The 13686-nt window shown below is 50.5% G+C and carries 11 protein-coding genes; 7 read left to right on the top strand and 4 right to left on the bottom strand.

Features of this window, described 5'->3' with window-relative positions; translation table 11 throughout:
- Positions 1-30: 30 nt before the first annotated feature.
- From ACR64Q_RS12600 to ACR64Q_RS12570, 7 genes are all read left to right on the top strand, one after another.
- Positions 31-984, top strand: a complete 954-nt coding sequence (locus tag ACR64Q_RS12600) for an IS110 family RNA-guided transposase (RefSeq protein WP_313732289.1) — start codon at positions 31-33, stop codon at positions 982-984.
- 164 nt (positions 985-1148) lie between these two features.
- Positions 1149-2936, top strand: a complete 1788-nt coding sequence (locus ACR64Q_RS12595; RefSeq protein ID WP_026601183.1) for a DUF2341 domain-containing protein — start codon at positions 1149-1151, stop codon at positions 2934-2936.
- A gap of 129 nt (positions 2937-3065) precedes the next feature.
- Positions 3066-3470: an ExbD/TolR family protein gene (locus ACR64Q_RS12590; protein WP_020482301.1), complete on the top strand. Its 405-nt coding sequence runs from the start codon at positions 3066-3068 to the stop codon at positions 3468-3470.
- 11 nt (positions 3471-3481) lie between these two features.
- Positions 3482-4144: an energy transducer TonB gene (locus ACR64Q_RS12585; RefSeq protein WP_036275632.1), complete on the top strand. Its 663-nt coding sequence runs from the start codon at positions 3482-3484 to the stop codon at positions 4142-4144.
- Positions 4145-4162: 18 nt separating this feature from the next.
- Entirely contained in the window at positions 4163-5857 is a 1695-nt protein-coding gene (locus ACR64Q_RS12580; protein ID WP_313732290.1) for a putative porin, read from the top strand.
- Positions 5858-5868: 11 nt separating this feature from the next.
- The gene (locus tag ACR64Q_RS12575; protein ID WP_313732291.1) at positions 5869-6528 is read left to right on the top strand and encodes a hypothetical protein; all 660 of its coding nucleotides are present in this window, start codon (positions 5869-5871) and stop codon (positions 6526-6528) included.
- Positions 6529-6682: 154 nt separating this feature from the next.
- The gene (locus ACR64Q_RS12570) at positions 6683-9070 is read left to right on the top strand and encodes a tetratricopeptide repeat protein (RefSeq protein WP_313732292.1); all 2388 of its coding nucleotides are present in this window, start codon (positions 6683-6685) and stop codon (positions 9068-9070) included.
- 48 nt (positions 9071-9118) lie between these two features.
- Here ACR64Q_RS12570 and ACR64Q_RS12565 read toward each other — a convergent pair whose 3' ends face one another.
- The 4 genes from ACR64Q_RS12565 to ACR64Q_RS12550 are packed head-to-tail and all read right to left on the bottom strand — an operon-like array spanning position 9119 to position 13671.
- A complete protein-coding gene (locus tag ACR64Q_RS12565) occupies positions 9119-9901 on the bottom strand; it encodes a CpsD/CapB family tyrosine-protein kinase (protein WP_313732293.1) in 783 nt (260 codons plus the stop codon).
- 18 nt (positions 9902-9919) lie between these two features.
- The gene (locus ACR64Q_RS12560; protein ID WP_026601177.1) at positions 9920-11662 is read right to left on the bottom strand and encodes an LPS biosynthesis protein; all 1743 of its coding nucleotides are present in this window, start codon (positions 11660-11662) and stop codon (positions 9920-9922) included.
- 1 nt (position 11663) lies between these two features.
- Positions 11664-13004, bottom strand: coding sequence for a porin family protein (locus tag ACR64Q_RS12555; protein ID WP_026601176.1), 1341 nt, complete (start codon positions 13002-13004; stop codon positions 11664-11666).
- Positions 13005-13029: 25 nt separating this feature from the next.
- Entirely contained in the window at positions 13030-13671 is a 642-nt protein-coding gene (locus tag ACR64Q_RS12550; RefSeq protein WP_231499587.1) for a polysaccharide biosynthesis/export family protein, read from the bottom strand.
- Between the last annotated feature and the right edge of the window lie 15 nt (positions 13672-13686).

The raw sequence follows: 13686 nt of genomic DNA, 5'->3' as shown, positions 1-13686 counted from the left end.
CTCTCTTATTTTTCAACAGGGGGAGGACGTATGACAAGCGAAATGTTGATCGGTATCGATGTAGCAAAAGATGAACTGGTGATAGATTCAGAGCAGGGTTTGTTGACGCTTGCCAATACGGCAGAGGCCATCGATGCCTGGCTGAAGACGTTACCGACCGGGAGTTATATTGGCCTGGAAGCCACCAGCGATTATCATCAACTCATGGCAGAGCAAGCGGTATTGATAGGCATGGTCGTCTATGTGCTGAACCCACGGGATATGCGCCATTATGCCCTGGGTTTGGGCAGACGGGGCAAGACGGATCGAGTGGACGCCCAAATGATCCGGCGATTTATCACCGCTGAACGGGATCATTTACGTCCCTATCAACCTGCTTCGGCGATGCAGCACCAAGTGGCTTTACTGCAACGGCGCCGTGCGACGGTCGTCAAGCATCGTCAAGCTCTGCAAAAAGCCTTGCGAAGCGTGAAGGAACTTGAAGCGCCACTCATTGATACCGTGGCCGCCTTGGACGGATTGCTCAAGCATATCGATCAGCAACTGGATGACTTATTAACTTTGCAGCCTGCACTGAAAGCCGAGGCCAGACGTCTTGAGAGCATACCGGGTATTGGCCGGCAAACCTCAACACAGCTGGCTGTCTTGTTTGATCGGGTCCCGTTAAGCCGCAGCGATGCCGTAGTAGCCTTTGTCGGGCTGGATCCCCGAGCCTGTGACTCAGGCCAAAAGCGGGGCCGCCGACGCGTATCCAAACGGGGACCGGGTGAACTGAGACGGCTGTTATACAACTGCGCCCAGGCAGCCGTCAAAACGGCTGTGTGGAAACCCTATTACCAAGAGTTAAGAGCCAGAGAGTTCTCGGCAACTCAGGCGCTAGTGATTATCGCCAGAAAATTATTACGCATCGCATTCTCGCTTTGGCAACAAGCCGATGCCCGATTTGACGCTCAGAAAATTGGTTGCCTCAACAATGCAGCTTGACGAAAACCATAGAATCTCAGTACCCGCAAGGACATTTAGGCGAACAGTATTTAAGGTCCGGCTTAATAATATTTTTTCCAGTTTTTTCGATACTTTACCGCTCGTCATAATCATGTAAAAAAACGTTGGGATAATCCAGTTTATGTTTTGATTTGAGAGTGATCATGAAACGGATTGTGTTATTAGTAGCGGCCCTGTTGGCGATGCCCGGACTGGCCCAAGCTTGGTGGAACGACGACTGGGGATATAGAAAGAAAATAACCATAGACGCCCAGCAATTGCAGCAGGGCGGCGTGACGCCGGTAGCGGAAGGCTTGGTGCTGGTGCGTTTGCATACCGGCAATTTTAGCTTCTTCGCCGATTTGGGCGAAAACGGCAAAGATTTGCGCTTCATGGCCGGCGACGATAAAACCCCGTTGAAGTTTTATATCGAGAAAATCGACCCGCTCAATGAGATGGCTTTGATTTGGGTGAAACTGCCCAAGGATATTGCGACGACCGACGAGCCGATGTTCTGGATGTATTACGGTAATCCCAAAGCCGTGGATGGCCAGGATGCGCCGGGTATTTTCGATGTGGCGCAAGCGGTGGCCTATCACTTCGAGGCCGGTCCGGTGAAAGACGCTACGGCGTACGCCAATCAACCGGCTACCGCTACGCAAACGGTCGTGGAAGGTGGGGCCATTGGCGAAGCTGGCGGTTTTAACGGCAGTCAATCGATACGCATTGCGGCAACGCCCGCCATTCAGATGGCTGTCGAATTTGGCTGGACAGTTTCGGCATGGGTGAAAATCGATCAGGCCCAAACCGACGGGGTGATATTTGCGCGCGATGGGCTGATTTTATCTGTTAGAGGTCAAACCCCGGTTTTGGAAGTTAATCGTAAGCAGTTGGTCAGCTCCGCCGATCTGAATTTGGCCACTTGGCAGTATTTGTCGGTCGCCGGTAACAAGGACGGTTTCACGCTATACGTGGACGGTAAGCCGGTCGGTATCTTGCCGGCGAGTGTGCCGTCGCTGTTGGGCGATATGAGTATCGGCGCGGCGGTGGACGGTTCACGCGGCTTAGTCGGCGCCATTGACGAGTTCGGTATTGCCAAAGTGGCGAGGGATCAGAATTACCTACAATTCGCGGCGCTGATGCAAGGCCAGTCGTCGGCGTTGTTGAACTATGGTGAAGACAGCACGCCCGACAGCGAAGAGGGCGGCGAATCCTATTTGATGTCGACGCTGGATAACGTCACCGTGGACGGCTGGGTCATCATCGGTATTCTGGGGGTGATGTTTGTCGTCAGTACCTTGGTGATTGTCAGCAAGGCGATTGTCTTGAATCGCACGCGTAGTGAAAACAAAAAATTCGAAGAAGCCTTCAGCCAATTAGGCGCCAAAAATATAAGCAATCTGGATCACCAGGACGAAGACGGCCAGGAAGATTATGACGAATCGCCGTTGTTGCTGTCCTTGACCGGCAATCATGCGGCTTTTGCGGGCTCTTCCATTTATCGCATCTACCATGTCGGTGTGCAGGAAATGAATAAACGTCTGGCTAAAAGCGTGGGTGCCGAAGCGGCCGAACAAGGCTTGTCCGCCCAGGCATTGAATGCGGTAAAGGCCTCCATGGATGGCGTGTTGGTGCGGGAACTGCAAAAACTGAATTCGCAAATGGTACTGCTGACCATCGCGATTTCCGGCGGACCGTTCCTGGGATTGCTGGGGACCGTGGTCGGGGTAATGATTACCTTCGCGGCGATTGCGGCCAGCGGCGAAGTGAATGTCAACGCTATCGCACCGGGTATCGCAGCGGCCTTGGCGGCGACCGTAGCCGGTTTGGGCGTGGCGATTCCGGCTTTGTTTGCCTACAACTATCTGGGCAGCATCATCAAGGCGGTGACCGCCGACATGCATGTGTTCGTCGATGAATTCGTCGCCAAACTCGCCGAGCAGCATAGCTGAGTTGAAAAGAAATGTAGGTCGGCTTAGGCGTTAGTCTTAAGCCGACATGTTGGCTTCGATGTGCCGGATTGCGCTCTATCGAGCGAACCCAACTTCCGAAACCCGATCTGTGGATCACGAGAATACTCAATGAAAGTTCAAGAAGAAAACGCAGCGTACGACGAAATCAACGTCACGCCGATGCTGGATTTGGCTTATGTGTTGCTGGTGGTGTTCATTCTGATGACCACGGCGGCCGTGCAAGGCGTGCAGGTCAATCTGCCCAAGGCCAGTAATACGCCCAGTTTGGCCAAGCCGCAAACCAAAGCCATCACGGTGACGGCGGACGGTACTTTGTTTCTGGATACCTTTCCGGTGACGATGGAGCAACTGGAATCGACGTTGATGCAATACAAGGCCGCCAATCCGGAATTGCCGGTGGTGGTTAAGGGCGATGCCACGGTCCAGTACCAAAGCGTCGTCGATATTCTGGCTTTGCTCGGCAAACTGGAAATTACCCAGGTTGGTCTGGTTACCCAAAATCTGACCAAATAAAGCCTTGCGACATGTCAAACAAGAAACATTGGCGGGTTTATATACCGATGCTTATCGCTGCCGTAATCGCCGCTATCGCGATTTTTTACGTCGTTAAGATCATTATGGAGTTCGTCGACAAAAAGCCGACGAAAAACGAGAAAAAAATTCAGGCGGTTACCTTATTTAAACCTCCACCCCCACCGCCGCCACCGCCGAAAGTAGAAAAGCCGCCCGAGCCGGAAATCAAGGAAAAAATCAAGGAACCCGATCCGGAACCCGAGCCTGAGCCAGAACCCGAGCCGGAACAGGCACCGCCGCGCGATCTGGGGCTGGATGCCGAGGGCACGGCCGGATCGGACGGTTTTGGTCTGGCAGCCCGTAAGGGCGGCACCGGGTTGTTCGGCGGTGGAGCCGGCAACCCGTTTGCCTGGTACGGCGGTTTGGTCAAGAACGGCATTCTGAACATTCTCAGCAGCCACGAAGAATTGCGCCGTAAAGGTTATACCGCCATCGTCAAGGTCTGGCTGAAAGCCGACGGCTCTGTAGAACGGGTGGAATTGGCCAAGGGCAGCAACGATGCGGACATAGACGAATTGCTCAGCCGCTTGTTAAACAAATTCGACCGAGTCGCGGAGGCACCGCCGCCGGGCATGCAGCAGCCGATTAAGTTAAAAATTTCATCACGTATTTAAGTATCCACAGGTAAAACAATGGCGAACAAAAAACAGCTGATGGCCCTGGCACTATCAGGGCTGATCGGCACCGTGCAGGCCGGAGAAAAGGAAGAGTTGCTGAAACTGCGCAATACCACCACTAATTTGATCAAACAACTGGTCAAACAAGGCGTGATTACCGACAAGGCTGCTAACGAGATGATCAAGCAAGCCGAAGTCGAAGCGGGCCAGCAGGTGGCTGAAGCCAAGGCCTCCGGTGCCAAGGAAGCGGTGCCGGCCGATGAAGTGCGCGTGGCTTATGTGCCTGACTTCGTCAAAGACGAGATTCGTCAGCAGGTGCGCAGTGAGCTGCGCGAAGAAGTGGTCGGCGATGTGATGCAAAAGGCCAAGAACGAGCAATGGGGTATGCCGAATGCGCTGCCTGACTGGATCAAGCGCTTCAAATTATCCGGTGATATTCGTTTGCGCTCGCAGCATGAATACATGGCCGACGAAAATATCGCCAATTCTTATATCGATTGGCAGGCGGTTAACGAAAGAGGCGGTCTGAGCGCGGCGGGTGTGGATCAATTCTTGAATACCACTACTGACAGACAACATTTTCGCGAACGCTTGCGCTTGGGTATTGATGCCATTGTCACTGATGGATTGAAGGCCGGTGTGCGTTTGGCCACGGGTAATCAACGCGATCCGGTATCCACCAACCAGTCTCTGGGATTTACTGGGCAAAAATACGATTTCACCGTGGATAGGGCTTATCTGCAATACGATGCGTTCGACGATAACAAATTCAAATGGCTGACCTTGTCGGGCGGTCGTATCAAGAATCCCTGGTATACCGGCGGCGGCGAATTTACCGGCGGTAGCGAATTGGTGTGGGATACGGATTTATCTTTCGAGGGTTTTGCCGGCACTGTGCGCCACCGTTTGGGCGGTTCGGACAGCTTGATGGCCAACGACGATCAAACCCATTCCGTGTTTGCCACGGCGGGTGCGTTTCCGCTGCAAGAGTCGGCACTGAGCAGCGATAAATGGTTGTTCGGCGGTCAGGTCGGGGTCGATTGGGGCTTTATCAATCAAGACAATTTAAAGGCGGCGCTGGCTTATTTCGATTATGTCAACGTCGAAGCCAAGCAAAATACTAGCGTTTTAGGTACTTGCGATCTCAATACGCGTGGCAACACCGCTTCACGGCCTGAATTCATGCAGGGCGGCAATACCTTAGCGTCGATCTGCCGAGAAGGCACCGGGGCGTTGGCTTCCAATCCGGGTATGGTCGGCTTGGCGTCCGATTACAACATCGTCAATGCCAATATTTCCTACGAAATGGCCATGTTCGCTCCCTATCGCTTGCGTTTAAGCGGTGATTACGCCAAAAACGTCGGCTTTAATAAAGCCGCGGTGAGCCGGATGCTGAACGGTACCGTGGTCGAGGGCAAAACCAACGCTTGGCAGTTTAGAGCGGATTTCGGTTGGCCGCGAGCCGAAGTGGCCGGGCATTGGAATGTGTTTGCCGCCTACAAGTACGTGGAGCGCGATGCGGTATTGGACGCTTTCACCGATTCCGACTTCCACCTCGGCGGTACCAACAGCAAAGGCTGGTTCATTGGCGGTAACTATGGCTTGATGAAAAACGTCTGGCTGACCGGTCGCTGGTTGAGTGCCGATATCATCACTGGACCCCCTCTCGGTATCGATGTGTTGCAGATCGATGTCAATACGCAATTCTAGGTAGGTTGCCAATGAACACATTTCCGATAGTTGCCGTTTTATTTCTGCTTGTCAGTAGCGGCTGGTCTGCCGGTCAGGCCGCGCCGCGTGAGGCCGCCAAGAACGACGGCGCCGTGTTAAAGCTGCAAGCCATGGTCAAAAGCCTGACGGCCGAGCGGGATGCGGCAAAGGCCGAATCGGCCAAGTTAGCCGAGGAATTGCAGGAGCTTGAGCAGTTGAAAAAAGCGCATTCGGCGGCGGTTGCAGCCAAGGAACAAATCAGCAGCGAGTTGTCCGCGCAGCGAAACTCCAACGGCGAGGTGCGAGAGCGTTTAGAGAAAACCAATGCCAGACTCTCCGACGTGATTGAAAAGCATAAGGAAGTGAGTCAGGCCAAAGCCGATTTGCAGGCGCAATTAGCGGCAATAAATGCCAAACAGCAAGCAACCGAACAGCAATTGGGTGTGTGCGATACTCATAATTTCAAACTTTACGAGGCCGCCAAGGAATTGCTGGAACGCTACGAAAACAAAGGCGCACTGGCTAGTGTGTTGCAGAATGAAGCCTTGCTGCAATTCAATAGTGTCGAAATGGAAACCATTGTTCAGGAATATGAGGACAAGTTGAACGCCGGTAAATATCAAAAACAATCCGCTGCGGATAGCGGCACAGCGCCGGCTGGCGTCCAATAGTTTCTGTACTCAGGTGCGGCAACATGCCGCACCTCGACCCTCGCCGATTTACCGAAAGCCTTAAGGCTTGGTCGCGTAAATAAGTTAAAATCCCAAAAAGCGGCGCTCCATCATGGCGGCTACATAATCAAACGCACGAATTATCGAGAGACTAATGGCAACGAAACAAAATTTTTTAAAAAATCTAGGCATTGTTGTGTTATCGACCGGCTTGGTGGCCTGTAACGGCGCCGATGAACGGAAAGCGAAATACATGGAAGAAGGCAAACAGCTATATCAAGCGGGCGATTATGAAAAAGCGTTGCTTGCCTATAAAAACGTGCTGCAAATCGATCCTAAGGACTGGGAAACTCACTTTCAAATCGCGGAAGCCCTGAGCAAGCAAGGCAAAATCGAAAATGCTTTTAAGGAATATAGTACCGTCGTTGCCGGCAACGAAAATCACGTGATGGCGCGGGTGCGGGTCGGCCAGTTGTTATTGTTGAATCGTGCGGTAGACGATGCAGAAAAAATGGTTGGCGAAGCGTTGGCGAAGGAACCGGATAATGTCGAGGCGTTGGTGTTGTTCGCCGGCGTACAAGCAGCCAAAAATAACAGCGACGGCGCGATTATGACGGTGGAGCGCGCCTTGAAAAACAGTCCGGACGATGTGCCGGCGACGTTGATGATGGCGTCTATTAAGGCGCGTTTGGATAAAGTCGATGAAGCGATTGCTTTATTGAAGCAAACTATTGAAAAGAAGCCCGATAATGTTGCATTGCGCAGCATGCTGGCCGGCTTGTACGCTAAAAACAATCAGATTGCCGATTCAGAGGCAATGTTGGTGGAAATTGTCAAACTGGAGCCGCAGCAATTACAGCATTACCGTACGTTAGCTTTGTTCCAAGTCGGTACCAAACAAGTCGATAAAGCCGAAGCGACTCTGCGCGACGCGGTCAGCAAATTGCCGGACAACGATACCGCCAAGACGTATTTAGTCGATTTCCTGTTGGAAAAACGCAGTCCGGAAGTGGCCATCGCCGAGCTGCTGCCGATGATAGAGCAAAAGCCGCAAGCGTATGAGTTGAAATTCAAACTGGCCAATATCCAGCTTTCCAAAAAGGAAATCGATAAGGCCGAAGCGACTATGAAAGAAGTCGTCGAACAGGATAAGTTGGGACCGAGCGGCATCACCGCGCGGAATAAATTGGCTGCCTTGTATGCCATGACCAAGCGTGGCGACGAGGCTAAAGCCTTGATCAAAGAAGTGTTGGATAGCAATCCGCGCGATGCTGAGGCTTTGACGCTACGCGGTCAGTTTGCCTTGGGTGAAAACAAAATTCCCGATGCAATTTCCGATTTTCGCTCGGTATTGGTTGATCAACCCAATAATATCGGCGTATTGAAAATGCTGGCCGCGGCCCATCTGCGCAATAACGAGGAAGAACTGGCCAGAGAAAACATGGAAAAAGTGGTTGCCGTCGCACCGGGCGATGAGACCGCCCGGCTGGATTTGGTTGGCTTGCATATGAAAGCCGGGCACCAGGATCAAGCAAAACAGCAGCTTGAAGCACTGATGAAAGCCAATCCGAAAAGTCTGAAAGGCTTGGAGGCGATGTTTAAAATGGAGTTGTCGCAAAAGCATTGGGATAAGGCACAGGACATTGCTAAGCAGGTGCAACAGCTATCGGATAAGGATGCCACCGGCTTTTACATGTCCGGCTTGGGCTATCAGGCGGAAGGTAAGTTGGAAGCCAGCACAGAAGCGTTTCAACAGGCCCTGGCGCGTAAGCCGGATGCGATTGAGCCTTTGACCGAGATGGTAAAAAGCTATTTGGTATTGAAGCAGTCGGATAAAGCTATCGGCAAATTGCAGCAAGTCATCAAACAGCAGCCGGATCATTTTATTGCCTATAACCTGATGGGCGGCGCTTATCTGAACGAGCAAAAATTCGCGGACGCAAAAACAGCTTACACAAAGGCTTTAAGCATTAAACCGGATTGGTATAGCCCTTATCGGAATTTGGCCTTGATCGAACTGGCGCAAAAAAATAAAGCCGAAGCCATCGATATTTATAAAAAAGGTATTGAGAAGACTAAGGGCGCATTAGAGTTGGTCGATGATTTGGCACGTTTGTATCATCGCGATGGTCAACATGAGCAGGTTCTGGCGCTATACGAAGAGTCTTACAAACTGCATCCGGATTCGGTGGTTGCGGTTAATAATCTGGCCAGTTACTTGTCGGATTTTTCGTCCAGTCCGGATAGTTTGGAACGTGCCGCCAAATTGGCCGAACCTTTGTTGCAGACCAATAACCCTAACATGATGGATACGGCGGCTTGGGTTGCCTATAGACAAGGCAATTACGACAAGGCCAAAGAGATCATGTTGAAAGTGATCGAACGCGATCCGCAATCACCGATCAGCAATTATCATTTGGGTATGGTCTACTTCAAGCAAAACGATCCAGTCAAAGCCCGCGAGTATTTGCAAAAAGCGGTCGATAAAAAAGTGGAATTCGACGGCTTGAATGAAGCGAAGGATGTTTTGAGTAAACTCTGATAGGAAATGCAGTGACGTGGCTACCGCAAGTAGCCACGTCAAACCGGTCTAAACCCCGGTATAGCCGATTTTATTATCGGTGGCTTTATTGAATACTGTCCCCAGTACGTTGGTGTCTTTTAACAAAGAGGCTGCGTGCTTCAACTGCTCGGTCTTGGTATGACCTTCGTCGATCACCAATAACACGCAATCCACATATGGCGAGAAACCCAGCGTATCGTCGTGCGATAAAATCGGCGGCATATCGAAAATAATGATACGCGAGGGGTAACGGCTTTTCAGCTCGTTAACCAGTCGTACCATCTTCGGCGAGCGCAACATTTCCGTCGAGTTAAACAAGGGTTTGCCGGCCGGCAGGACTACCAGACGTTCTATGCCCGGATTAATCAGCATGGAGCTTAATTCAGTGTCATGCAGCAAATAGTCGCTAAGACCTGCGCCCGGCTGAATGCCGAATAATTGGTTGATGCTGGGATTCTGGAAGTTGGCATCGACCAGCAAGGCAGTGCGGTCAAGTTCCATCGCCATGCTGATGGCTAAATTCGCAGCCGTTAAGCTGTTGCCGGTACCGTCGCTGGGGCTGGTGATAGCCATCGTCTTCCATTCCATTGCGTCCATTTGTTGCAGGCAGCGGGTGCGCAACATTCGGTAGGATTCCAGCCATTTGCCGGGCTGCGCCGCGGAAATAATCCGGTTTTGCTTCAGTAAGTTTTGATCCGGACTGTGTACCCGGGTTTGGGTATAAGCGATACTGACTTTGTCGCCCGGTTGATTGGCTAATGAAGCGGCCGCTGGATTGTTTTTTTCCACGAGGTTTTCAATGGGGTTCATAAATTTTCCCTTAACTGATTAATTGCCCACGACACGTAGTAATTTGTACCAAAATACATCTAGCGGCATGACGATAAAATGAAAAGCAACGACAGCCAGAATGCCGGCTATTGCCATGCCTATCAACAACAGCCGTCTTTCGTTTTTATAAGCTTGATGTTCTTTTTGGCTTTCAAAATAAGGTATCGAAGCCAAAGGTTCCACGCCCAGAATCGCGGCGACTGCTTTTGGGCTATTGATGGTCGAATCCAGCATTTCGGTCAACGCGACTGCGCCAAAACCGCTGGCCAAAGCCAACACCATACCCAATACCATAATTGCAATTCGATTAGGGCTAACCGGTTGCAACGGCTCTTGCGGAGGGTCGATTAAGGTGAAGCGCTCGCCTTTTCTTTCCATCTCCAATTGTTGCGAGATTTGCGCCTCCATTTCACGGGCGCTTACTTCCCGGTAGCGCAGATTGGTATTGTCCAGATCCTGAATCAAATCCATGTATTCTTTTTCAACCAATGGCGATTGGCGTAGGCTTGAGCGCAACTCTTCCATTTTGCTCTGCACACGGCCACGAGTGAAATTCAAAGACTCTATCTCCGTATTCACCGAAGCCAGCTGAGATTTCAAGGTGATATAGGCGGGATTATCCGGTTGAATGTTGGCGTTACTGTAGTCGCTTTGTTTCGCTGTGCTCAGGCTTTGTTGCAAGGCGCTGATTTGTTTTTGCAGTTTCACGACGTCCGGATGTTTGTCCGAATACTGTTTCAACAACAAGGCCAATTCGGCTTTTCTGTCGGTTAGTTCGCCATTCATCGCGTTTAGATCGGTATTGGAGCCGATTTCTTTCTGTAATGAGTCGATTTCCCGTTTGATTTTAATCACATCAGGATGGCTGGCGGAGTGGTTAGATAATACGGATGGATATTGCGATTGCAGTTCCTTCAAACGGTCTTTCATGTCGAACACCCGATTGCCCACGGCGTTGGTGGCCATGGTGTTGGGATCGATTTGCGCCAGTTCGCCTTCAAGGTAATAACGCCTATCTTGCAGTGTTCGCTCTTGGCTATCCAATTGCAATAACTGGTTACTCAAGGAGGTCAGTTCTTGCTGGTTCATGGCGCTGATTTGCGGCAGTTGATTCAGGTTTTTTTCCTTGAACGTAGCCAGGTTTTGTTGAATTTCCTGAATTTTGGCTTTAAGGCGTTTGGATTCCTCGCTCAAAAACAATGCCGCATTTTCGGCGGATTCGGTGCGCGATTTGATGTTTTCCTTAAGGAATAAGGAAGTTAATTCGTTGGCTACTTTTTGCGCAAGCGGTGGCGATTTGTCGTCGAATGTCAGTGTGAAGGCGATGGTGGCTTGTTGGGCCGGGCCGCTTTTATTATTGGCAACGTCGGCACTGATGGTTTCCACTTTTATACTTTTACGCATTTTTTCCAGAATCACTTCTTCCGGTTTTTTTTGCCGTTCCTCGGCGTAGAGATCGTATTTCTTGATGATTTCGGTCAAATTCGGTCGGGTCATGATCCTTTGGCTGATCATCTGAATCCGTTGGTCCGCGAAGGTGGTGACGGTGGAATGCACCAGTTCGGCAGGGATTTCTTGCGCTTCGATCAAAATGGTGGAAGTAGAGCGGTACACAGCCGGTAACAGCACTGCCAAAACGATGCTGATTAGCGCGATGATTAGAAACGGAATAATCAAAAACTTTCTGCGTCGTTTGATGATTTTTAGGTAGTCCTTGATGTCGATGGCTTGATTTTCCACGCTATTTCACCTGACGATTGATTTGAGGTTGATAAGAGAATTGCAGTTGTACGCTATCGCCGGTTATGGTCTGATTGTTCGACTCGATTACTTGCTGGCGATAGCTATAAGACAGATCCAAATTGATTTCCGGCGTCCAGCGCCATTGAACATTCGGTGATAGGGTAATGAAAGTGCGGTTATTCGTTCTGGTGGTATCGTTACTAAAAGTGGATATCGATTCAGATAACAAGTAATTGGCGTTGATACCGGTAGACAAGCGTTCGGTGAGATTGTAACGACCTCGAGCTGAAAATGTGGTTGAGGTTTGCTGCTGTCCGGTGCTGGCCGGGTTGAGCTGTTGTCCGGCACTTAAGCTAAAGTCACCCCAGTCGCTTTTACGAGCCAAGCTTGCCGAAAACACATTGCCCAAGGTGTTTTTGGATAAGGAAGACCGACTATTAAGCTCCGGCGCAGGGTTTGACGAACTGGTGAATTGCGAGCTGTCAGTTGTTGTGTCGCGAATCCCTGCTGAAAATGCTAATTGGGTCTGCTCGTCAAATAGATATTGCACACCCGCTTGGTAAGTGAACGTAGTCGATTTTTGGCTGAAGCCTGTTGTTATTGGCGCGGTTTGATAAAATCGCAATGGTACAGGAAAAGGAAAAGGATTGAAAAGACCGGTTCCTGGGCTCTCGTTTGCCGATTCATACACCGAATACGCACCTGTCAGGTTAAATGACAAGCGTTCGGTATAGGCATGGCTGGCCGTTGCCGAGTATTGTTGGAAACTATAATCCGAGTAATTAAGGTTATTTATCAGGTTTTGCGCTCTGTCATATGCCACATCCTGGTAGCTATAACCCAATTGTAAGGAGTTTTTTTCGCTCAGATTGTAAGTGACAGTCGGAGAGACTGATTTGGTGTTTCGTGGCACGAGAAGTTGTACGCCACGTGCTTCGTTGATCTGTGTTGGGTCGATTACTGTAGGGTCGAGTTGGTTATTGATCGAGGATTCTTCCGCGTAGCTAGCAGCCAGATCGGTTTTGAAGCGTTCGCCTTGATATTTGTGGCTGAGGTTGACGAGTTTTTCGGAAAAATCCAGTGCCGAATCGCTGCTGTAAATCAACTCATTCCATCTGAAGCGAGTATTCAATTCGTTGTCGTCGGCAAGATACCCGAACATTACGCCAGGGGATATGGTGCTGATCAGATTGCTATGTGTTGGATTGATCTGCATGCGTACATTATTGTCATACCGCTCCCTAAAATTAAATTCAGGTTTGAACAACAAATCCAGCGCATAGCCGTCTGTGCTGAACAGAACCAACGCGGGTAGCAAAAAATCCGTTTTTATCTTCATAGATAGTGCTTCTATCTAGTTCCGTTTAGGGTACGGTGACCGTGTCTCCCGGTTCCAGCAGGATGTTTTGTTCCAGATCTTCGCCATCAATCACATCGCTATAGTCGAAAGGAAACACTTTAACTTGATCGCCGGTGCGGCGAATAATGCTGATCGAACCTTCCTTGGCAAACACGGTCAGGCCGCCTGCCAGACTTAGTGCTTGCAGAACGTCCAGGCGTCTGCCGGAAAATACTTGTCCCGGTTTATTGACTTTACCTATCACGAAGATGGAGTTGCCCTGGTTGTTGAGTAATTTAACCGAAATCGATGGGTCGGATATGTAGTCGGCCAGCCTGCTGGTCAAATTATCTTTCAGTTCGGTAATGGTTTTGCCGGCGGCGCCGACGGTACCGATCAAGGGGAAAATAATCGTGCCGTCCGGGGAAATCAGGATTTGCAATTGTTGCAAGCCTTCTTCTTTCCAGACCGTGATTTCCAATGCGTCGCCTGGAGACAGCTGATAAGCCGCATAGTTGGTCTGTTCGATAGTCACCGTCGGTGCCGGGCTGGTGGTAGCGTTTAGAGGATCTATGGGCGGCGCGGGTGGGATCTGGGTTTCCGGTTCCGCTAAGGCAGTGGTGGAGCAAAGCAGACAAAACGAGAAAAGAGTAATTATCTGTTTCAAAATGTATTCCTTTAT

It is taken from the genome of Methylomonas sp. 2F7, from assembly GCF_057126975.1.
The sequence above is the reverse complement of the archived record's forward strand: the minus strand, read 5'-3'. Positions and strand labels throughout refer to the sequence as shown.

Excerpts from the sequence above, each read along its gene's own strand:
- ACR64Q_RS12590 (WP_020482301.1), top strand. The coding sequence starts at position 3,066 with ATGAAAGTTCAAGAAGAAAACGCAGCGTACGACGAAATCAACGTCACG.
- ACR64Q_RS12580 (WP_313732290.1), top strand. The coding sequence starts at position 4,163 with ATGGCGAACAAAAAACAGCTGATGGCCCTGGCACTATCAGGGCTGATC.
- ACR64Q_RS12565 (WP_313732293.1), bottom strand. The coding sequence starts at position 9,901 with ATGAACCCCATTGAAAACCTCGTGGAAAAAAACAATCCAGCGGCCGCT.
- ACR64Q_RS12600 (WP_313732289.1), top strand. The coding sequence starts at position 31 with ATGACAAGCGAAATGTTGATCGGTATCGATGTAGCAAAAGATGAACTG.
- ACR64Q_RS12585 (WP_036275632.1), top strand. The coding sequence starts at position 3,482 with ATGTCAAACAAGAAACATTGGCGGGTTTATATACCGATGCTTATCGCT.
- ACR64Q_RS12575 (WP_313732291.1), top strand. The coding sequence starts at position 5,869 with ATGAACACATTTCCGATAGTTGCCGTTTTATTTCTGCTTGTCAGTAGC.
- ACR64Q_RS12595 (WP_026601183.1), top strand. The coding sequence starts at position 1,149 with ATGAAACGGATTGTGTTATTAGTAGCGGCCCTGTTGGCGATGCCCGGA.
- ACR64Q_RS12570 (WP_313732292.1), top strand. The coding sequence starts at position 6,683 with ATGGCAACGAAACAAAATTTTTTAAAAAATCTAGGCATTGTTGTGTTA.
- ACR64Q_RS12555 (WP_026601176.1), bottom strand. The coding sequence starts at position 13,004 with ATGAAGATAAAAACGGATTTTTTGCTACCCGCGTTGGTTCTGTTCAGC.